Annotated in this window: 19 protein-coding genes; 8 read left to right on the top strand and 11 right to left on the bottom strand. The window is 54.6% G+C overall.

Going from position 1 to position 22,122, the window contains the following annotated elements; all coding sequences use genetic code 11:
* The first annotated feature begins 5 nt into the window (after positions 1 to 5).
* From ACP5OT_RS12165 to ACP5OT_RS12175, 3 genes are all read left to right on the top strand, one after another.
* A complete protein-coding gene (locus ACP5OT_RS12165; protein ID WP_424676282.1) occupies positions 6 to 1,034 on the top strand; it encodes an ABC transporter permease in 1,029 nt (342 codons plus the stop codon).
* A 23-nt stretch (positions 1,035 to 1,057) separates the two neighbouring features.
* Positions 1,058 to 1,486, top strand: a complete 429-nt coding sequence (locus tag ACP5OT_RS12170; RefSeq protein WP_428132264.1) for a hypothetical protein — start codon at positions 1,058 to 1,060, stop codon at positions 1,484 to 1,486.
* Positions 1,487 to 1,553: 67 nt separating this feature from the next.
* Positions 1,554 to 2,714: a phospholipase D-like domain-containing protein gene (locus ACP5OT_RS12175; RefSeq protein WP_424676280.1), complete on the top strand. Its 1,161-nt coding sequence runs from the start codon at positions 1,554 to 1,556 to the stop codon at positions 2,712 to 2,714.
* A gap of 19 nt (positions 2,715 to 2,733) precedes the next feature.
* Here ACP5OT_RS12175 and ACP5OT_RS12180 read toward each other — a convergent pair whose 3' ends face one another.
* From ACP5OT_RS12180 to ACP5OT_RS12195, 4 genes are all read right to left on the bottom strand, one after another.
* Positions 2,734 to 4,005 (bottom strand): nuclease-related domain-containing protein, encoded by a 1,272-nt coding sequence (locus ACP5OT_RS12180; protein WP_424676279.1) that lies wholly within the window; start codon positions 4,003 to 4,005, stop codon positions 2,734 to 2,736.
* Positions 4,006 to 4,015: 10 nt separating this feature from the next.
* A complete protein-coding gene (gene uvrB, locus ACP5OT_RS12185) occupies positions 4,016 to 6,010 on the bottom strand; it encodes an excinuclease ABC subunit UvrB (protein WP_428111798.1) in 1,995 nt (664 codons plus the stop codon).
* 142 nt (positions 6,011 to 6,152) lie between these two features.
* On the bottom strand, positions 6,153 to 6,893 hold the full coding sequence (locus ACP5OT_RS12190; protein ID WP_424676277.1) for an SIMPL domain-containing protein: 741 nt from the start codon (positions 6,891 to 6,893) through the stop codon (positions 6,153 to 6,155).
* A 75-nt stretch (positions 6,894 to 6,968) separates the two neighbouring features.
* Positions 6,969 to 8,357 (bottom strand): MATE family efflux transporter, encoded by a 1,389-nt coding sequence (locus tag ACP5OT_RS12195; RefSeq protein ID WP_424676276.1) that lies wholly within the window; start codon positions 8,355 to 8,357, stop codon positions 6,969 to 6,971.
* Positions 8,358 to 8,539: 182 nt separating this feature from the next.
* Here ACP5OT_RS12195 and ACP5OT_RS12200 point away from each other — a divergent pair, with 182 nt between their 5' ends.
* Positions 8,540 to 10,510 (top strand): amidohydrolase family protein, encoded by a 1,971-nt coding sequence (locus ACP5OT_RS12200; protein WP_424676275.1) that lies wholly within the window; start codon positions 8,540 to 8,542, stop codon positions 10,508 to 10,510.
* A complete protein-coding gene (gene coaE / locus ACP5OT_RS12205) occupies positions 10,507 to 11,163 on the top strand; it encodes a dephospho-CoA kinase (RefSeq protein ID WP_424676274.1) in 657 nt (218 codons plus the stop codon). The genes ACP5OT_RS12200 and coaE overlap by 4 nt, the downstream gene beginning before the upstream one ends.
* Here coaE and ACP5OT_RS12210 read toward each other — a convergent pair.
* The 7 genes from ACP5OT_RS12210 to ACP5OT_RS12240 form a co-directional block, all read right to left on the bottom strand.
* Positions 11,151 to 13,631 carry a transglycosylase domain-containing protein gene (locus ACP5OT_RS12210; protein ID WP_424676273.1) on the bottom strand — a complete coding sequence of 827 codons (2,481 nt, stop codon included), beginning with the start codon at positions 13,629 to 13,631 and terminating at the stop codon, positions 11,151 to 11,153. The genes coaE and ACP5OT_RS12210 overlap by 13 nt on opposite strands.
* Positions 13,632 to 13,842: 211 nt before the next feature.
* The gene (locus tag ACP5OT_RS12215) at positions 13,843 to 14,415 is read right to left on the bottom strand and encodes a transposase (RefSeq protein ID WP_428111794.1); all 573 of its coding nucleotides are present in this window, start codon (positions 14,413 to 14,415) and stop codon (positions 13,843 to 13,845) included.
* Positions 14,416 to 14,656: 241 nt separating this feature from the next.
* The gene (locus tag ACP5OT_RS12220; protein WP_424676472.1) at positions 14,657 to 15,478 is read right to left on the bottom strand and encodes an alpha/beta hydrolase family protein; all 822 of its coding nucleotides are present in this window, start codon (positions 15,476 to 15,478) and stop codon (positions 14,657 to 14,659) included.
* A 74-nt stretch (positions 15,479 to 15,552) separates the two neighbouring features.
* Positions 15,553 to 15,915, bottom strand: a complete 363-nt coding sequence (locus tag ACP5OT_RS12225) for a hypothetical protein (RefSeq protein ID WP_424676471.1) — start codon at positions 15,913 to 15,915, stop codon at positions 15,553 to 15,555.
* A gap of 135 nt (positions 15,916 to 16,050) precedes the next feature.
* Positions 16,051 to 17,322 (bottom strand): serine--tRNA ligase, encoded by a 1,272-nt coding sequence (gene serS, locus ACP5OT_RS12230; RefSeq protein ID WP_424676470.1) that lies wholly within the window; start codon positions 17,320 to 17,322, stop codon positions 16,051 to 16,053.
* A 95-nt stretch (positions 17,323 to 17,417) separates the two neighbouring features.
* Positions 17,418 to 17,915, bottom strand: a complete 498-nt coding sequence (locus tag ACP5OT_RS12235; protein ID WP_424676469.1) for an NUDIX hydrolase — start codon at positions 17,913 to 17,915, stop codon at positions 17,418 to 17,420.
* 91 nt (positions 17,916 to 18,006) lie between these two features.
* On the bottom strand, positions 18,007 to 18,498 hold the full coding sequence (locus tag ACP5OT_RS12240; protein WP_424676468.1) for an NUDIX domain-containing protein: 492 nt from the start codon (positions 18,496 to 18,498) through the stop codon (positions 18,007 to 18,009).
* Between the two features lie 318 nt (positions 18,499 to 18,816).
* On the opposite strand from ACP5OT_RS12240, the gene ACP5OT_RS12245 reads away from it, so the two are divergent.
* The 3 genes from ACP5OT_RS12245 to ACP5OT_RS12255 all read left to right on the top strand — a co-directional run bounded on the left by ACP5OT_RS12245 (position 18,817) and on the right by ACP5OT_RS12255 (position 21,987).
* On the top strand, positions 18,817 to 19,983 hold the full coding sequence (locus ACP5OT_RS12245; protein ID WP_428132267.1) for an NEW3 domain-containing protein: 1,167 nt from the start codon (positions 18,817 to 18,819) through the stop codon (positions 19,981 to 19,983).
* Between the two features lie 83 nt (positions 19,984 to 20,066).
* Positions 20,067 to 21,017, top strand: coding sequence for an ABC transporter ATP-binding protein (locus ACP5OT_RS12250; protein WP_424676466.1), 951 nt, complete (start codon positions 20,067 to 20,069; stop codon positions 21,015 to 21,017).
* Entirely contained in the window at positions 21,001 to 21,987 is a 987-nt protein-coding gene (locus tag ACP5OT_RS12255) for an ABC transporter permease (RefSeq protein ID WP_424676465.1), read from the top strand. Before ACP5OT_RS12250 ends, ACP5OT_RS12255 begins: the two co-directional genes overlap by 17 nt.
* Positions 21,988 to 22,122 lie beyond the last annotated feature (135 nt).

A 22,122-nucleotide genomic window follows, 5' to 3' on the forward strand; every position in this document is an offset into this window, starting at 1 on the left:
GACCCATGTCTGAAATAGAAATGAACGGTGCGGTTGGGCTAACACCAAGCGCTCGCGCACAACAGATGACGAGTCGACTGCCAGCTAAGCCGCGCACATTGCTGAGTGACGCATGGCGACGCTTTCGTAAGCATCGGTTGGCTATGCTCGGTGTGATCGTTCTCCTGACACTCGCTTTATTGTCGTTTATTGGGCCATACATATATATCCCACGCTTGGCTGCCCAGCTTGAAGCTATCGGCTCGCCGTTTATTCAAGATCGGGTTGATTTGCAAACGGCAATCGATCACCTCGACTTTCTCAATATTCTCTCTGCGCCTAGCGCCATTCATCCCTTCGGAACCGATGATCTCGGTCGTGATCTGCTCGCCCGCGCTCTGTACGGGGGCAGAGTGTCGCTACTGGTTGGTCTGACGGCGATGGCAATTGCCATCTCACTAGGAACGATTATTGGTGCTACAGCAGGATTTTTTGGTGGGATCGTCGATCAGATCCTCATGCGGATCACCGACCTCTTTCTTTCCCTACCGGTTATTCCACTCACCCTCCTGGTCGTGTATCTGTTCCGCGACCCGGTGATTCAAGCGATGGGATCGCCCGAAGCCGGTATCTTTACGATTGTGGTGACGGTGATCGGGTGTCTGGCATGGATGAGTACGGCTCGTATCGTGCGCGCTTCGTTCCTCTCGCTCAAAGAGAAGGAGTTTGTCGAAGCGGCAATCGCACTCGGTGTAAGCCGCCCGGCGATTATGTTTCGTCATATCCTGCCCAACGCAGTCGGGCCAATTATTGTGGCAGCAACACTCGAAGTCGGTAGTGCGATTATTACCGAATCCACCCTCTCATTTCTTGGCGTTGGCTTTCCACCCGATACACCGACATGGGGCCGGTTGGTAACGGACGGCAGCCAATATTTGCAGGCCGCGCCATGGTTGGCGCTCTTTCCCGGTGGTTTGATCTTCCTGACCGTACTGAGTATTAACTTTGTCGGCGATGGCTTGCGTGATGCACTTGATCCGCGTTCGCGCCTCTGAGGTCTGTAGAGGATAGGATCGCAATGACGCACAACCTGACACCACTACAACGGTTGGCCGTTGAGGCAATCCAAGAGGATGAGCGATTAACTACCGGTCTCGATGATGAACGGGCAGCAGTACTCTTGCGTTGGGCAACGGCGCAAGCCGCTGATTTGACACGCACAGCAGCCGATGAAGCCGCGGCTGAAGCAGTGGCCCAGGCAGTGCGACAGGCGGTACGAATGGCCGCGCGTGCCGATGGGACAATTGCAACAGCCGAACGGGCATTAGCCGGTTTGTTACCGACCAACCCATCTCATCGGGCTGCCCCATCATCGTCCCCGCCAACCCTCGGTAGTGGGATTGATCAACCCACAAGCCTGCCATCAGCACAGCCATCAACTCATGCCTATCGGCGCCGTTGGTTAGAAACTTTACCACTCACCCTGCTGTCTCATATCAAACGATAATCAGTCAACCAACCGTGGTTACTGTACAAGGCGTCGGATTCGTTACATTACCTTTCCTGAGGATTCCATGGCACGCAAGCCATCGTCACGCTCTCCACAACGGCTCAACCGCATTCAGATTATCGTCCTGTTTCTCACGCTGCTGATCGGGTTTCTGGTCACCGCCGGCATTATCGACTTACGACGATTTGGGCTTGACCCAACCACGTTTGGGATTGAGACGCCACCTCAACCTGATAGGAGCGGCGAGATTACCGTGTATTTTACCACCCCATACCTCGTATACCCCGATGTGCCGCGAAACCGTGTCACACCACCATTTTTGCAAGATATTTTGCAAGATATAACGAATGCGCGTCAGAGTATCGATCTGGCAACGTTTGAATATACCTTGCAGCCATTGGCCGAAGCCCTCGCGACGGCGCACCGTCGTGGAGTGAAAGTACGGGCAGCGCTCGACCGTGAGAGCCTTGAAGATCCGGTTGATGCGAAATTCGCTGGTATTCTGGAAGATGCCGGTATTTCCATTAGCTGGGAAGATACACAAGCGTTTCTCCATAGCAAATTCATTATTATCGATAACCAAATCGTTTGGACCGGCTCGTGGAATGCGACCATCAACGATACGTATCGCAACAATAATAATCTGTTGCGGATTACAATACCTTCCCTTGTTGAGAATTATCGTGTCGAGTTTGCCGAGATGGCAGCGGGACGCTTTGGCAACAGTAAACAGGCTGTAACTCCCTTTTCGCGTATTACCACTCCGCAGGCGACCATCGAAAACTACTTTACCCCTCGTGAGCGACCGGCAGCACGGATTGTCGAGATAATCAATGGGGCACGGCGTTCAGTGCGCTTTATGGCCTTTTCATTTACTAGCGACGCAATTGCCGGGGCAATGATTGCTCGCCGGCAGGCAGGGGTTATGGTACAGGGCGTGTTTGAACGACGCAATGCCGATGGTACCGGTTCTGAGTTTGCCCTTCTCCGTGACAATGGCATCGAAGTACTCGCAGACGGTAACTGTTACACGATGCACCACAAGGTAATTATCATCGATGACCGAATTGTGATCACCGGTTCCTACAACTTCACGGCCCGCGCCGAACGCACGAACGACGAGAACTTGCTGATCATCGACGATCCGGTGCTTGCCGCAGCCTACCTGACCGAATTCGAGCGGGTGTTTACCCAGGCCCAGAACCCGCTGCGCTGCCAATCGTGAGGCTTTGTTGGCTTATCACTTACGGCTGCAACGGGATGATAAAACTGGCCTCGCCAAAGGGCTGATCAAGCACGGTAATCCGCAATAGGCTAGCATTAGCCGCCAACTGCCGACGCACGACCGCTACACCACGCTGCCGCCCCCCAGGCGGCACAGTTATCGTACTCGGACGCGAATCGTTGTTCGAGAGTGGGTAATCATTGCCAAGTCCATCACTAATCTTGATATTATCGTTGCGCAACGGCAGATTAATCGGACGGGCAGTATTGTTTTGCACACTCCACGTCATCTCGATCCAGGCACCACATGCGTCAACCTGTTCGAGCGCCACGATAATATCAGGAGAAGCTCCGGTGGTTGCCTCAGCCACAGCGACATTCTGCCACGTCTGACTCTTGGCATCCCACCGTTTGCCGATTAACTGGTACCCATTCCAACGACACACACTCATTGTCGTGTTGAAGCTGAGGATTGACCCTTCGGATGGCGTCCCAACCGATAAGACTGCCGATGGAGCATCGGCGCGTGGGATAGGCGCCGGTGGTGGCAAGAAGAGGAAGAGGAGCAAGACCAACGCAAGCCCGGCAAAAGCTACTGCCCAACGACCTGTCGTCGTCTGCAACGTCCGCCAGAGTTGGGTATACCACGGTAGTACTACTGATGTTGGTGATTCGGCCGGTTGCTCATTTTGTACTACCTCATTCAGTTCGGTCCATGGTGTGCAGTGAAGCAACTTTGGAATAGCCAACATCTCTTCTTCACTCAACTCAATCTCTGAGGAGCGTTCGGTAATCATATATGCCGGCAACTCATCGAGACCGCGTACTTCGACTTTCCAATCGAGATCAAGTTGGGAACCCTCCTCGATGCGGGGAGCAATCACGATGAGTCGCTTGCAGGTACGAAAGTCGATAGTGTTCGCTTTCTGCTCAGAAAGGAACTCGCGCCGGTGTTCGTTGAGGAAGTTCGTGAGCGCGTGAAAATAGGAAATAACCTGATTGTAGGGGTTTTTCCGACCGGGGTTGAGGCGTTTCTGTTCACCGTTACGCCCCTCAACAATCCACGGACCGTTAACACTCCCGATCACCCGTCCATCGCAATGTTTCAGCTCGATAATAACGATTGCATCATGCTTAATGATGACCAAATCGATGCTGCGCCCACCAACACTGAAATTAGAAAGAATAAGGAACAGACCCTCAAGTTTTTCGAGGGTTTGGGCCAAGGCAAGGATTGCTCGACGTTCCTGTGGATGTTCCGGCTTTTCGCCGATCCAGACTTGAACGGCCATAGCGTGCTCGCTACTCAGTCAGTGCTAAAGCCTGTCGCAGCTCGATGATCTGATCACGCAACGCCGCTGCTTTCTCAAAGGCAAGCTCTTTGGCGGCCTGTTTCATCTGCTTCTCGAGGTCTTTGATCAGCTTCAACACTTCATCACGTGGCAGATCAACCGATACGGCAGTCTCCGGGGTAGTCACATACTCACCGCGCTCTTCAGCCACCTTACGAATGCGGTCGGTCAAATCACGTACCCCTTTTGCGATCCCTTGTGGCGTAATGCCGTGACGCACATTGTGCGCCATCTGAATCTCACGTCGGCGTTGCGTCTCACGAATGGCGGCTTCCATCGAACGGGTAACGGTATCAGCGTACATGATTACTTTACCTTCGATATGCCGCGCCGCTCGACCAATGATCTGAATAAGCGATGTCTCTGAGCGAAGATACCCCTCTTTATCCGCATCGAGGATCGCCACCAAACTCACCTCAGGGAGATCAAGCCCCTCACGCAACAGGTTAATCCCCACGACTACATCATACACTCCAAGCCGCAGATCACGCAGAATCTCTACCCGCTCGATGGTGTCGATGTCAGCGTGGAGGTACATCGTGCGTACCCCCATCTCTTTGAGGTAGTCGGCCAAATCTTCGGCCATACGTTTGGTGAGAGTCGTCACCAACACGCGCTGTTTACGTTCTACCCGTCGCCGTATCTCACCGAGCAGATCATCGATTTGCCCGCGCGTCGGGCGCACCTCGATATCCGGATCGAGCAGGCCGGTCGGACGGATAATCTGCTCAACAATCTGTTCACTCTTTTCTCGCTCGTAGGGGCCGGGAGTCGCCGAGACGTAGATCACCTGATAGACGTGCTGCTCAAACTCTTCAAACTTGAGGGGGCGGTTATCGAGTGCCGACGGTAAGCGAAAACCGTAATCAACCAATGTCTGTTTACGCTGACGGTCCCCATTGTACATACCACGCAACTGGGGAATGGTGATGTGACTTTCGTCAATAAACATCAGAAAATCGTCGGGAAAGTAATCGAGCAACGTCCACGGTGTCTGACCGGGTGCGCGTCCGTCGAGATGGCGTGAATAGTTCTCGATCCCACTACAGTAGCCCACTTCACTCAACATTTCGAGGTCGTACAGCGTGCGTTGTTTAAGGCGTTGCGCTTCGAGTAACTTGCCGGCAGCCTCTAATTCTTGCAACCGTTCGTTCAGCTCGGCTTGGATGCTTACAATCGCCAATTGTAGTTTCTCTTTGGTGGTAACGAAGTGCTTAGCCGGATAAATTTCAACCGCCGTATGCTTCAGCAACACCTCGCCGGTAAGCGGATCAAGTTCGACGATCCGATCAACCTCATCACCCCAGAACTCAACCCGGATGGCGGTTTCAGCGTTCGCGGGAATAATATCGAGGGTATCGCCACGAACGCGGAAGGTACCGCGTTGAAAGTCGACATCGTTACGCTCAAATTGCAGGTCGATCAGTTGGCGTAACAGTTTATCGCGGTTACGGACCTCACCGGTACGAAGGAGAATCTTCTCTTGACCGTAGTCGTGCGGTGAACCGAGACCAAAGATCGCCGAAACCGAAGCGACAATCAGGACATCGCGACGGGTTAGCAGTGCTTGGGTCGCCGCGTGACGCAGACGGTCGATTTCTTCATTAATACTAGCCTCTTTCTCGATGTAGAGGTCTTTTGAGGGTACATAGGCTTCGGGCGTATATTCATCGTAGTACGAGATAAACATCTCAACTGCGGCATCAGGTAAAAACTCACGGAACTCAGCCCATAGTTGCGAGACCAGTGTCTTGTTATGGGCAAGCACGAGCGTGGGGCGCTGAATTTGGGCAAAAATATGCGCCATCACAAATGTTTTACCGGTGCCGGTCGCACCGAGCAGCGTTTGATGACGATAACCGGCCCGCAACCCGGCTACGAGTTTCGCTATCGCTTGTGGTTGATCACCGGTCGGCTGATAGGGCGCTTCGATCCGAAACGGCATAGCGTTCTCATCTAAACTTATGGAGAGATAGCAACAGCGCGGTTCGTGCCGGCCACAACAAGGTGGGCTAGGCAACAACGCCGCGCTGCTCCAATGGGCTATTGGTATTATACCAGATAGGGTGCTGACATAACCCGGTTGTTTAGCGCAATTCAAACGTTACTTGCACCGAAGCGTTGTAGGTTTGCTGACCGGGTTGCACCGGTGGAGCCGAGCGAGCTGCGGGGGCACCGTAGGCATCGGCTGCCATCGGCACCGTGATAGGGCTAGCGCTGAAGTTTTCAGTGATGAACAGCACCCGACCTAGCGATGAACCACTCGCCCGCGCCATCTGCTCGGCCCGTGCTCGCGCATTGGCAACTGCCGCCTCACGCGCCTGCGTCATTACCGCTTCCGGATCACTTAATCCAAAACTTACCCCGTACAACCGATTCGCCCCAACCTCTACTACCTGATCGATCAAGTTGCCGGCCTGCGCCAGATTGCGAATGGTGACCGTGACCATATTACTGACCGTGTACGCGATAATGTCTTGACCTTTTTCATCATAAACCGGATAAATGTTGATGCCGGTTGTCTGAATATCTTTGGCGTCGATACCAAGTTGGCGAATGCGCTCAATGATCGCCTGCGCCTGCGTGCTATTTTGGGAGAGTGCCTCTTGAGTGGTCGGGGCTTTGGTCTCCACACCGATGGTTACCGTCGCGATGTCAGGTTCGACCTTTACTTCACCGGTACCGATCACAACAATCTGTGGCATATTGCTGACGCCGGTTTGAGCAACAGCAGTTTGAGCGGGGCGGAGCAGGCCGACCGCGGCCAGTGACAGTACGGCGATGAGGGCTGTTAAGGCGAGAATGGTTGTGAGAAGACGATTTTCCATAATAGTATCTCCTTAGTTGTAGATTACACGTCTCAGAGTAAAGACGCTCACAAGGAGAAACTAGTTCCTCAGCGATTACGCAGACATCGCGGCGTGGAATGTGGTTATTCGTTGGTTCCACTTCCACCAAAAGAACGCTGCCTCAAAGGGACCAAGGATCAAAAAGGCCAGCCAAATGCCCCACAACGCCGGTATCCACCACGTGACAATGAGCAAGGCTAACGCAACACAGAGCCAGGTGACCATACCACTAATGGCAAGTGGGGTGAAGGTGTCACCTAATCCACGCAAGGCACCGCCAAGGGCGAAGGTCACCGCCCAAGCCGGTTGGGTTAACGCAACTATCCGTACTGCCGCAGCCCCTTCGGCAACGAGCTGCGGATCGCTGTTGAACAGGCGAACTAAGCCTTCGGCAACGAATAAAAAAATCATACCTACCCCACCCATCCAGAGAATCGCCCAACGCAGTGCGATTGTCGCAACGATTCGCGCTTCGGTAGGCCGTTGCGCACCAATACTCTGCCCAACCAAAGCTGTTGCCGCCAGACCAAAACCGATACCGGGTAGGAACGAGAGCGAGAGAACATTAATCGCTACCCGATGCGCTGCCAACGGTACCGTACCTAGCGTAGCAACGACCGGTGTCAGTGATGCGAATGCACCGATGATGAGGACTTCTTCAAGGGCGGCCGGTAGACCGATCTGTAACACCTTTCGTAATACGCCAAGCTGTGGTCGCCACGAACCATCACCACCGGCTCGCACACCGTTTCGTCCGCGCCACAGCACAGCACCCATAATTACCGCCCCGATGAGGCGGGCGATGACCGATCCCCACGCACTACCAACAGCACCAAGCACCGGTAACCCCAGCCAACCGAATATCAGCGCAGCGCTGGCGATGACGTTGATCAAGTTGACAAATGCAGTGATCAGCATCGGTGTGCGCGAATCGCCAACCCCGCGCAAGACGCCGCCGATCAACAACATCATTGTTAAAGTTGTGATCGTACTCATAGTCACGGCGAGATAGTCAATCCCGACTAGACTAACATCGGGCGCGAGACCGAACAGCCCGATAAGGGCGGGGGTGAGCGGTACCCCAATAGTGGTGATCGGTAATCCGATCAGGACACTCCAGATCAACCCCTGCCGGGCCAAGCGACCGGCTTCGGTGAGATGACCGGCGCCATACGCTTGGGCAACCAGCACCGCTACTCCCACCGAAAGCGCACTCAGTGCCGCCGTTGTGACGTAGATCACTTGCAACGCAGCACCAACGCCGGCAAGCGCCACTGCTCCTAGCGCTGCGACCAACATCGTATCGACGACACCGAGCATAGTCTGCAATACATTTTCGCCGATCACCGGCCAAGCGAGGCGCAAAACACGCTTTTCGAGCTGGGTACATGTCACAACGGCAGTGACATTCTCCCTATCTGTAATACGTGGTTCTGGATGCATGAGCTGCTTTCGTTATCTGAAAGAGGGTGATATGTGTGATTGTACATGATGATAGAGCGCATTCCATCAGGCTTAGGACGGGTGATACAACTTTTTAGTTAGATCGGGATTCTGACGGATCGCACATATCACGCTTTTCCCGTACAATACCAAGAAGACATCGGACTTGTTGAGGAGGAAGTATGGAGCGTGTTGATACCCTGCTCATCGGTGGTACCGTCGTCACGATGGATGCAGCGTGGCGAATTTTTACCGACGGTGCTGTCGCGATCCGTGATGGGATGATCGTTGCCGTCGGGCCGAGTGCTGAGATCGCGGCCCATTACACTGCGACCGAGACGATTGATTGTCGTGATTGTGCGATTATTCCCGGTCTGATCAACGGTCATGCCCATGTGCCGATGAGCCTGTTACGTGGCTTGGTGGCCGACCAACAACTTGATGTCTGGCTGTTCGGCTACATGTTTCCGGTCGAAAGTCAGTTTGTCGATGCTGAGTTTAGCTACACTGGCACACTGCTCAGTTGTGCCGAGATGATCCGTGGCGGAACAACAACCTTTGTCGATATGTATTATTTTGAAGAGGAAGTTGCACGCGCAGCCGATGAAGTCGGGATGCGGGCAATTTGTGGTCAGACGGTTATGCGCCTGCCAACACCTGATGCCGACTCATTCGATGCCGGGATCGAGCGTGCCCGTCGGTTTATGGCCGAGTGGCGTGGTCATCCACGGATTATCGCTACGGTTGCACCACATGCACCCTATACCTGCACCGACGAAATCTATCGTCAAGCTGCTGCGCTTTGTGCTGAGTTTGGGGCGCCACTGATTACCCACTTGTCGGAGACGGCACGCGAGGTGGAAGAGAGTATTCGCGACCGTGAAGTGACGCCGATCCGTTATGCTAAGCGCGTGGGAGCGTTCGATGTGCCCTGCATTGCTGCGCACTGTGTGCATGCCACTGAAGACGATCTGCGGCTCTTGCGCGAAACTCGCGCCGGTGCTGTACCTTGTCCGACAAGTAATCTTAAGCTCGCCAGTGGTGTAGCGCCTTTTCGCCGTATGATTGAGACCGGTGTGCGGGTTGGTCTCGGCACCGATGGGCCGGCCAGCAATGATGACCAGGATATGTTTACGGAAATCCAACTGGCTGCGCTGTTGCCAAAGGGATTGAGCGGTGACCCGACCGCAGTACCGGCACGCGAGGCATTTGCGCTGGCGACGTGCTGGGGCGCACGAGCAGTCCACCTCGATCACCTGGTCGGTTCCCTCGAAGTAGGTAAACGGGCCGACATTACGGTGGTCGAGTTGCGGCGGTTGCACAGTGCTCCTCGCTACACCTACGCTCCTGATGCAATCTACTCACATCTCGTCTACAGCAGCCGAGCCGCCGATGTACGTGATGTGCTCGTTGATGGGAAGTTGTTGCTGCGTGATCGCCATCTCTTGACTATTGATGAAGATGCAATTATCGGACGTGCGCAAGCGATTGCTGCGCGGATTAACGAGTTTCTCGCTACGCGCGAACGCAACCTGTTGGCGAAGATTTTGGCCCTGGGTGGCGTGCAGCAAGCCGAAATCTTCGAGATTCAAGTCAAGGCCCGACTACAACCCGCCGATGTCGAGCGTGTGCTAGCACTACTCAATCACCCGGCGATTACCATTACGAAAACGAGTGAGCGCACCCAATACGACACGTACTTTATCTTCGCCAACGGTGAACGTATCCGCATTCGCGAAGATCACCGGACCGATCCCGGTGCTCGCCCGCAACCGAAGTACACAATTACCCTGATGGCTGAAGCTCGGCGTTTTGATCAATCGAAGTCGATGATGATCTCGCGAGCACGGTACACCGCTCCCGCCGATCATACGGTACGTTTCTACCGTGAATATTTTCAACCCGACCGGATTGAAGAGTTAGAGAAACGACGGCGGCGTTGGCGGATTCTGTACAAAGACCATGACTTTGCGATCAACCTCGATACACTGGTTGGTCAACCCGATCCCGGTCCCTTCCTCGAAATCAAGAGTCGCACATGGAGTCGGCGTGATGCCGAACGACGCGCCGAGCTGATCGGTGAATTGCTCGAACTGGCCGGCATTGCCGATGAGGCGCTGGTGTTGCAGGAATATGTGGAGATGGCGGTATGAAACATCCCGGCATCTTCCTCATTGGATTGACCGGTGGTATCGCCTGCGGGAAGAGTACTGTTCTGGCGATGCTGGCTGCACTCGGTGCGCGTACCATCGACGCCGATCGTGTTACTCATCGTCTGCAACAACCGGGAACCCCGGTTTATGAGGCCATTGTGGAGGCGTTTGGACCGCATATCCTCACCGCACCCGGTGGAGTCATTGATCGGCGCAAGTTAGGAGAGATTGTGTTTAACGATCCGCAGGCCCTCAAACAATTAGAGGCGATTGTCCATCCGGTGGTGCGTGCTGAGATCCGACGCTTTCTTCACGAAGTTGCCGGTGCCGGAACATACGCCACGCGCTTACGTCCGGTCGAACGGCCAGTTGTCGTGATCGATGCGATCAAGCTGATCGAGTCGGGTTGGGCCGATGAATGCGATCAGGTCTGGGTGGTGACGTGCCCGGTTGAACAGCAGATTGAGCGCCTGATAACTACGCGGGGGATGTCGCCGGCAGAAGCACAGGCGCGGATCGCGGCTCAGCCACCGCAAGAGAGTCGCCTGAGCCGCGCTGATGTCATTATCGATAACAGCGGAACACAAGCACAGACACGAGCACAGGTTGAGGCGGCATGGCAGCAGGCCTTAATTGCAAGTCAAGGTGCATAACGGATACGGCGGCGCTCTTCGATAACACTGCCGTTGGACATCGTTACACGCAGACGAATGGTGTAATCACCCGCCTGCTGGTTACCGGCATTCCACATCCCTAGCAGATTATCCTCAACCGGCTGGCTACTTTGGCTGAGTACCTGCCAGTCGGTTGGGTCTATTCCCTGACCAATGTCAAGGATAAACGGGCCGCGTGCCGTACCCTTGACGAAGAATAGGGTGGTCGTAACAACACTACTCTCATTAAGATCGAGCAGAGCGATAGCGCGATCTGGATCGTTTGGCTGTGGACAATACTTGGTCGGTGGCGACAAACCATTCCGCCTAGCCCAATCTTCTACTTCAGGCGGGTACGTTAGCACAGCGATCGTGCGGACTTCTTCAGGTGGAGTATAGGGGGTTGCCAAACACGATCCATCACCACCAACACGGTAAAGCTGATACGTCATTGTACTCACCGGCCCATTTTTCTCGAAGAAGCGCTCGGTAATGACTTGTCGGCATTCAGGAAAAGGTGGCCCGCCGGTGTCAGCACAAACCGGGAGTTCGACAATCCCCGGCGGTGGTGAAAAGGGCCGGGCCTGATGACGGGCGTGGTAGCGGAGCATCAATTCACGCCAGATGAGACCGGCTCCATTAGCACCGGCAACTTCAGCCATCGGTCGGCCATCGTTATTGCCAACCCAGACACCGATAACTATCTCGCTACTGTACCCGATTGCCCATGAATCGCGATAATCGTTGCTGGTACCGGTTTTGACTGCCGCCGGGATACCGGGCAGCTCCATAACGTTGTTGCGTCCGAAGACCAATCGGCGCGCTGCGTTGTCGCTGAGGATATCGGTAATGAGAAAGGCGATTTGTTCGCTGTGGGGACCAAGCAGCGGTTTTCCACGAGTCGGTTGCCACGACTCGAGAATCTCGTTACGACTATTCGTGACGCGCAAGATGGCAACCGGCTGCACAAGCCGGCCACCGGCGCGCAAGCCAGCATAAGCGCCGGTGAGTTCGAGCAAGCGAACCTCATTACTGCCTAACGCCATCGCCAGCCCGTAACGACTCGGATCGGTAAACGTCGTAATCCCAAAAGCACTCATGAGATTGACAAAATTCTCAACACCAACATGTTCGAGGGCTTTCACTGCCGGAATATTGAGCGAATTGGCAAGTGCCGTCCGCAAACTCACCGGTCCCCGAAATCGACCATCGTAATTGCGCGGCTCATACACAACCCCATCCTTTTGCCATCGGGAGGGGATATCAAACAAGATCGTCGCCGGTGTCCAACCGCTCTGCAAGGCGGCAGCATAGATGAAAGGTTTCAATGCCGAACCGGGCTGACGTGGCGCTAATGTCACATTCACTTGACCATCGGGAGCGTTGTAATCGACGCTCCCCACCATCGCCAGAATCTGGCCGTCGGGGGCAAGCACAACCACACCGGCGTTGGTCGCATTACGGTCTCGCAATTCGGCCATCTTAGCCGCGACAACCTGCTCGGCCTGGTTCTGCCATGTTGGATCGAGGGTAGTAATGACGCGCAAGCCACCTCGATCCACCATATCCTTACCGAATCGTTGGACGAGCTGATCGTACACGTAAAAGACAAAATGCGGTGCTTTGATAGGTGTCGCTGGCGCGACTAACTGAATGGGTTCGGCGAAGATAGAGTCGGCTTCGGCGGGAGTAATGAAGCCGGCTTCGACCATCCGATCGAGCACAATGCGTTGGCGCTGACGAGCCAACGGTAAGTTTTCAAATGGGTTGTAGTTCGAAGGTGACTGTGGTAAGCCGGCCAGCAGTGTCGCTTCGCCACGATTCAATTGCCAGACGTGTTTGTTGAAATAGCGCAACGCTGCGGCTTCGACACCGTAAGCCTGTGCACCGTAGTACACCTCGTTGAGATATAGCGAGAGGATCTGGTCTTTACTATATACTTGTCCGACCCGAATAGCTAAGATTGCTTCACGAATTTTGCGTTCGATTGACTGTTGCTGAGCCTCCTCGGGGGTAAGCAAAATCGTGCGCACCAATTGCATAGTTATCGTGCTCGCGCCGGAGACGGTTGTACCAGCAGTTACGTTTTGCCAGAAAGCGCGGAAAACACTCGGCACATCAACACCGGGATTCGTGTAGAAATTGGCATCTTCGACGGCAACGGTCGCATCACGAAGGATTTTGGGAATGCGATCGAGGGTTACCGGTACGCGCACACCAAGACCGATCACCTCGTAAAGCAAGGTGTAGCCATCACGGGCGTAAATCTGGGAGTTCTCAAAGCTGCGATACTGGTCGATTAATTCGGGAGGCGGAAGGTCGCGGCTGTAGTAAAAATAGAGTGCGACCAGACTGGCACAGCCAAACATGACCAGTACGAATACTCCAAACACCAGTCGTTTCAACCAGCGCCATAACACAGAGAGAAAGTGGGACGACGATGAGCGATAGCGAAGTCGACGGGACATAGGCAATCGGTACCAACGACATCATGAAACAGAGCATCAGTGAATGCGCTATATGTACTATAGCGCGTTTCAGTGCAGATTGTATATGGAAAAATTGTTAAAACGTTCGGGGTACGAACGACACCGAACGACGATGACGCCGAACGGTCGGGACGTCGACGACGCCGATGACGAAACGACGGTCCCCGTAGAGACGCACGGCCGTGCGTCTCTACGGGGACCGTTCGCCGCGGAATCGGTCGCGTTCCCACCGGACCGGATTATTGCGGATATACGTCATGATACGTTGATACGCAATATCATTGCGGATAATATGATCATGAAATCGGGGTTGCCAGACCGGTACGCCGGGGGTTTGGCGGTATTCATTGATCCGTTTGGTGGCGGCCGCCTTGAATCCGGCAATGAACGATGAAATGGATTTGGGTGGTCGGATGATGCGTTTGCGATCAGGGGATGGTCTGGGGGCCGCACGGACGTGCGGCCTATCAGTGGGTAGATCGATGATTCGCAAAATTGCGTGAATGTGGTTCGGCATAATGACATACACGTCACATACCAATTCGGCACGAATATCAAACGATCGTTCCCATTCCTCGCGCACAATGTTACCCAACGGCGATAAACACATCTGCCCGTGGCGCACAAACCCAAATAGATGTTGGCGTTGCGCTGTGCAGAAGGTGATGAAGTAACGCCCCGGCGCGGCGTAGTTCCACCATGAAGCACGTGCAGATGGAATGCGGTATTTGTTTTTGTAGAGTTGGTTGTTTTTCGCTGTCATCGTTGTGATCTGATCAAATGCGGCTCCTTACTATAGATATACCGTTTGACCAGCGCAAAAGATGCGCAAGATACTAGCGTTTAACGCAGGGATTGCTGAGTACGAACCGCTACGTTCTGATGCACCTACCGCCAGCGAGCGATAGCGCCGCGTTGTGGCCTCATTACACTCAACGCAGAGGATTACGCTACGACAATGCTGTTCGCCTACCCTGACGGTCACCGCCAAACATTCGCCACAGTCAGTTGGCTGCGGGAGCACAACTCCCCTCTCCCCCCGCCTTGATTGCCTCCATCACTGCCGGCCAAGCTGCGCTATGCGGCGTGGTTAGTTCAAAGTGACCACAATGCGGCACCATGCTCAGATGCGCATCATCGCCGGCAGTGCAGGCAGCGGCGACAAAGGCGGCAAGGTAGGTCGGCGGTACAATGCGATCGTCGCTGCCAACGATGTGACGGTGTGGAACGCCGAGCGGTAGCAATGCATGCGGTGAAGCCTCAGCGTATCGCTGTGGTTCATCGTCGATCAGGTCGGCACAGGCAGCGCCACAGCCTGTAGCAGTGATACCTTGTTCCAGATCGGCCACGGCAGCCAGTGCGACAACGCTACGGATCGGTAGTGGATCGGTAGTGTACAAGAGGCTAGTAGAGGGAAGTTTTGGCCGTGCTGCCAGCCAAAGCGCGAGATGACCACCGGCTGAATGACCGACAACAATGACCCGACAAAGATCGAGTGGATACTCCTGAGCCAGTTCCCGCACGTGATCGGCGCCAGCCGCAACATCGTGAAAGGTGTGCGGCCAACCACCACCGTTACCCAACCGACGATACTCAAGACTCCACACGGCATATCCGGCGGTACGCAGTGCAGCACAACACTCGCCGAGTGGTGCGAGATCGTAGACCGCTTGCCAACAACCACCGTGAATAAGGATCACAACCGGTATCGGCTGCTCCGTATCAGGGACGTACAGATCACCAAACTGATCGGGATGCGATCCATACCATACTCGTCTATCGGGCGGGACGTGCGGTTGGGCAAGGTAATCGGCCACGGTCAACATACGGCTATGCTCAGGATCAGAATCACACGACTGTCACGGCACGCTCGATACTAGCGACGCAGACAAGACCGGTGCTACATATCCTCGAACTGCTCGAGAAACGCTTCGAGCGCACCGTTAAAATAGACATGCACGACTTGGTTGAACGTGATCCGACTGACCGCGTCCCATACCTCATCAGGGTCACTACTGTAAGCGACCAGCATTGCCTGCTCAGGATGCTCTTCGTCTTCGCCGGGAGGGATGACGAGCGCGAGCCATCGGTTGGGGTGGCATTGTTCAATCAACGCGACCGGCTCAACCCGACCCCGTTCAACCATACCGGTATATGGGCAACCGCAGCCGCAATCCGGCCCACAACTCCTGTGGTCGCCGGTGCCGCAACTGGAGCTGGTGCCACCGTGAGACGCACTGGTGAGGTTAATAACAACCGGCATAAACTATTCCATAAAGGCACTTATAACGGTGAGAATATTATTACCCGATAATAAACCGCAAAAACTCTTACCATGGTAAACGTATCATCACTTGGTAAAGTGTACCACCTATTACATCTTCGCGCCTTTGCATTTTTAAGGTCCAATCCGTTCCATCCCACCCATATACGGGCGCAACACCTCAGGAATCAGAATACTGCCGTCTTCCTGCTGATAATTCTCCATAATCGCGATAATCGTGCGCGGTAATCCAAGGCCTGATCCATTCAGCGTATGGACAAACTCTGGCCTAGCACCCGGTTCGGGCCGGTAGCGTATATTGGCACGGCGAGCCTGAAACGCTTCGACGTTAGAGCATGAGCTGACTTCAAGCCACTCCCCCACGCCCGGTGCCCATACCTCAATATCGTAGGTCTTAGTTGAACCAAACCCGAGATCAGCCGTACAGAGCAGCTTAGTGCGAAACGGCAAACCGAGCAAGCGCGTACACTCTTCGGCATCACGCCGCAACTTCTCGAGCGCCTGATAACTCTCTTCCGGCTTCACAAACATGTACATCTCAACCTTATCAAATTGGTGACCGCGCTTGATCCCCCGCACATCACGCCCGGCACTCAACTGTTCTTTCCGAAAACAAGGCGTATAAGCGGCGTGGTAGATCGGCAACTGACTCGCCTCCAGAATCTCGTCGGCGTAGAGACTGGTCAGCGGCACTTCCGCCGTCGGCACCAGCCACAAACCCGACTCCTCATCGCGGTAGAGATTATCACGGAACTTTGGTAACTGTCCCGAAGCCAACAATACCGACTCTTTCACCACAAACGGTGTATAGACCTCTTGGTAACCCTGCTGCAAATGGAGATCGAGCAGCCACTGGATCACCGCACGTTGCAGCCGCGCACCGGCATCACGCATCACATAAAACCGCGATCCGGCCAACTTGACGCCCCGCTCGAAGTCGAGAATACCCAACGCTTCACCAAGCTCCCAGTGTGGGCGAGCAGGAAACGGCAGTTGACGCTCTTCTCCCTCTTGATAGACAACCACGTTATCGTGCTCATCAACGCCATCGGGGACATCAGGATGCGGGAGGTTGCGAATCTGCAACATTGCTGCCCGTTGCTGCTCTTCAACGGCGGCGAGTTGGCGATCGAGTTCAGCGATCTCATCACCCAATCGGCGCATTGCCTCAATCTTCGCCTGTCGCTCGGCTTGATCTTTCATTGCACCAATCTGCTTCGAGACCGCATTCCGCTCTGCTTTGCGCGTTTCAACTTCGTAAATCAGACGACGCCGTTGCTCATCGAAGGCTAGCACCTGATCGATGATTGCCCCGTCAACACCACAGCGAGCCAATTGGCGCTTTACTTCATCAGGCTGCTCGCGGATGAGTTTGATGTCAAGCATGGTTTTCTACCAATATTCAATGCGCAAGCGCGCAGCGGTTCGTGCTGTAGAGGCAATTATACCACGGTGTTGGATGGTATGTCCGCCGACAATCGTCACGATCCACGTACACGGCTGTAGCGCCACCCTACCGGTTGGCCGTTGGCGTAGGGCATCACGCCGTGGAATGGACGCGGATCATTGTCGAATACGAGCGGGAGAAAGTAACGGTCGCCGGGCCAGAGTGGCAGATCCGTGATCCGTGCCAACGGTACCCACTCAAGGGTTCCTTCGACATTACGTGCCGGCGGCTCGCCTTCAAAACGGGTGATTAAGAAGATGAACGCAAACCAGTCTTCGCCGTTCTTACCAAAACCGGGCCAACTCACCGTCCCGCGCAAGGTGAGTTCGAGCGCAGTAATGCCGGCCTCTTCGCGCAATTCGCGCTGTATCCCGGCAACAATCTCTTCGTCACGTTCCAGTTTACCGCCGAGACCATTATACTTGCCCAAATGTTGATCATCGGGTCGCGCATTACGATGCACCATCAGCACCGATTGGCGATCGGGCGAGAGAACGTAACCAAGGGTAGCGAGAATTGGCGTGTAAGGCATAGTTGACCTCAATCACAAATGTACATAATCGCGTCACAGTCCACTCAGCGAACTATCAGGATTGATGAAGAGATTGACGGGTGTTGCTTACTTACCACGCCCGATAGAGATGATGCTCACCACGACGCACTTCCATAATTCGACGCATACTCCCAGCCTCAATACCGGTCGGGAGACAGTCAATGTGAAACCATTGGGCATCACAGATTTCGATGTCACCGCGGGGTGGTGACGGTGGACTATCGGCTATCGCCGTGAAGACGATAATGTAGTCACTCAGCCCATGGGCAAAATAGTGAAAAACGCCGTGTAAACCGGTAATCGTCACCGAACAGCCACTTTCCTCAAACGCCTCACGACGAGCGGCTTCTGCCGGCGCTTCGCCACGGTCAATCGCACCACCGGGTAAACCCCACGGTTTTTTCCCCCCGCGATGACGTACTAACAAGAACTCGTCACCATGTTGCACGATCACCCGCACCCCAAGCGCACGTGGGCGCAGGATTAACTGCACTACCCGGCGTAGGTGAAGGAAGAGGTTATAGGCGCCGGTGAGGGCAAATTCACGAAGTCCATGTAGCATGGTTACTGACGTATCTAGCATTCGTCCACATTATTGATAGCATAACAGATTTTGTTACCTGGTGACATCAGATCATTGTGTGATAATTTCCAACATCTCCCATTCGCATCACCATCAACGTGTTCTCGATTTCGGTTGTAGAATTGGCCTCGTAGCACCATGATAGGAATATCCACTCACTCCATTAAGAACTTTCATTTCATAGACATTACTAACACAAGACTAATCCTCTTCTAATCAACAAGGTCTATTTTCTCGGAATTGAGCGGATCTCCGCGACCGGCTACTCAGTCATCACAAAGGAAAGGGAGGTAGACGATGCGTGCCATTCGCACCATCAGTATACTCGTGCTCGTACTATTAATGATGGTAGGATTCACACCGGCATCAGCGCAAGAAAACCAACGCAACCTCTTCTTTTACACCCGCTACCCTGCCCAAGAAGCCACCATTGGTGACATCATCACCTTCAAACTAACCCTCGGTACCGATACAACCCCCCAGATCGTCCAGCTCGGTTTGCGAGAAGTACCACAAGGTTGGAATGTCACCTTCCGTGGTGATGGGCGGGTCATTTCTTCGGCATACGTTGAACCCAACAATAACGCCACGTTCGACTTGCGGATCGAGCCTCCGGCTGATGTAAAGGCTGGCTCGTACCGCATGGTCGCGGTAGCAAGCGGTGTAAGTCAAGAGGTCGCCCTTCCGATTGCTCTGACTCTCAAAGAGAAGAGTACCAATCCGGGTGGATTATCGTTCAAAGTTGATCTCCCCACCCTCCGCGGCTCACCCTCGACCACGTTCCGCTATAACGTCACCCTCAAGAACGAGAGTAGTGAAGAGGTACCGGTGAGCTTACTGGCCGAAGCACCGCGTGGGTTTCAAGTCGATTTCAAGTTATCAGGGCAGAGCATTACTAGCGTGCCATTCGGCCCCAACGAGTCGAAGAGCTTGAGTGTTGAGGTACAGCCGTTCAGTGATGTGCCCGCCGGTACCTATGAAATCGGCATTCTCGCACGTGGCAACGATTTGCAGGCTACTACCCGCCTTGTCGCCGATATTACCGGCCAACCCCAACTACTGCTCACCACTCCCGATGGCCGCTTGTCGGGTGAAGCCCGGATCGGTGAACAGACTGAAGTGAAGCTTATCGTGCGCAACACCGGTAGCGCACCAGCCCGCACTATTGAACTAAGCGCCTCACCACCCGTGGGTTGGACGGTTGAGTTTGAGCCGAAACAGATTCCTGAATTGGCCAATGGTCAGCAGATTGAAGTGAGCGCAAAGGTTCAGCCGTCGAATCAGGCTATCGCCGGTGATTATCTCGTAACCTTCACTGCACGTCCTACCGATGCGGCGGTTGCCACCAGTGAGTTCCGTTTCACCGTGCTGACCTCGACCATTTGGGGTCTGGTGGGAATCGCATTGATCGCAATCGCTGTGGTGGGCGTAGGTATGGCGGTCATGCGATTTGGTCGCCGGTAAACTTATCGTTCCATAGGGCGACGCACCGCCATGCGTCGCCCAGATGTGCATCACCACCGACAGACAATAACAGGAGTACACCTATGACCGACGTGGTGATTGAATGCCATGATTTGACGAAGCAATACGGTACGTTTACCGCCGTCGATCATCTGAACATGACCGTGCGCAAAGGCGAAATTTTCGGTCTGTTGGGTCCAAACGGTGCCGGTAAGACGACCACCATCTTAATGTTGCTCGGTCTCACCGAGCCGACGAGCGGTAGTGTGCGCGTGCTTGGGCTTGACCCGGCCCGTCAGCCGCTCAGTGTCAAGGCACGGGTTGGGTATTTGCCCGATCAGGTTGGTTTTTATGACAATCTGACAGCACGGGAAAACTTGAACTACATCGCCAAGCTGAACGGTTTTCGCGAGCCGGATATGAGCAAGCGGATTGCCGCTGCGCTTGAGCAGGTCGGACTGAGTCATGTCGCTGACCGGCGGGTCAAGACGTTTTCGCGCGGTATGCGTCAGCGTCTTGGTGTAGCCGAGGTGTTGATCAAGCAACCGCAGTTAATTATTATGGACGAGCCAACACTAGCGCTTGACCCAGAGGCCGTGCGCGAATTTCTCGATCTGATCCGTCAGCTTAAGGCGAGCGGCATCACCATCTTACTCTCGTCACACCTGTTGCAGCAGGTTCAGGCGATATGCGACCGTGTCGGCCTGTTCCACAAAGGACGGATGGTGCTCGAAGGCACTGTCAGCGAATTGGCCCAGCGCGTCCTCGGCGGTGCGTACCGGATTCACGTTGAAGCAGAGGGTGGTGACGCTGTCGCTGCTGCCTTGCGGTCGCTACCCGATGTCCTGAACGTTTCGGCTAACGGCACCCACTTCTACCATGTCGAAGCACGCACCGACGTGCGGGCCGAGATTGCTCGCAAAGTCATCGAAGCCGGTGGCCGTCTGCTCGGCCTGAGCGTTGATACACCCGGCCTCGATGAGGTTTATACTCGCTACTTCCAGAAAGGAGCTGCCTATGCAGCAAGCGCGTAGCCTAACGACCACCCGCCAACGCGAAGGGTCGCCATGGACAGGGCTGTGGGCGGTGGTGGCGAAAGAAATGGCCGATTACCTGACGAGCGCTCGCATGATGATTCTCGAGGCGTTGATCTTACTGACAGCCTTCGGTACCGTCTTTGCCGCCTCGCAGAATCTGCGCGCCGGGGTCAGTAGTAACGATACCTTTCTCTTCTTGCGTCTCTTTACCACGGCTCGCGATCCACTGCCGGCGTTCGTTGGGTTTCTTGGCTTGCTGGTGCCACTATTAGCGATTGCGTTGGCATTCGATTCGATCAATGGCGAGTTTAATCAACGCACCCTCTCGAAAGTACTCGCCCAGCCGATCTACCGCGATGCTTTGTTGTTAGGGAAGTTCTTAGCCGGACTCGGCACGTTGGCCTTAGTCCTCACCGCGATCTGGCTGCTCATCATTGGGATGGGCCTATTGCAATTGGGGGTTCCCCCCAGCAGTGAAGAGACGGTTCGCATGCTCTGGTTCCTGCTGATCACCATCTTCTACGGTGGGATTTGGTTGGCGCTGGCAATGCTGTTCTCGATCATCTTTCGCCAACCGGCCACGGCTGCGCTAGGCGCGATAGCCGTCTGGCTCTTTTTCACCGTCTTCTGGGGCATTATTGCCAGCTTACTAGCCCGCACGCTCCAACCGGTTCCACCGGGTGACACGCAGGCCCTGATCAACCAGATTCAGCTTGAACTCATGCTGACCCGGCTGTCGCCGAACACCCTCTTCTCCGAGGTGGCACTGGCAATGCTGAACCCAGGCGTCCGCGCGCTTGGGATTGTCTTACCGATCCAGTTGCACAATGCAATCGCCGGTACACCCCTCCCTGCCTCACAGAGTATTCTACTGACGTGGCCGCACGCCACCGGCCTGATCGCAGCCACAATTGTGTTGTTTGCCATCGGATACATCCTCTTCCAACGCCAAGAGGTGCGGGCCTAGGCAAAAAGCGTATTGTTCCGCCGACTCCCTTCGCCGTAGCCGGCGAAGGGAGTCGTTGTTACGCATACGCCACCACATAGAACCTTCCGCGCGATACCCCATTCTCATCAGTCCTCATTGTTGTACAATACTATT

The organism is Chloroflexus sp. (assembly GCF_049970315.1).
In the GTDB taxonomy this organism is placed as follows: domain Bacteria; phylum Chloroflexota; class Chloroflexia; order Chloroflexales; family Chloroflexaceae; genus Chloroflexus.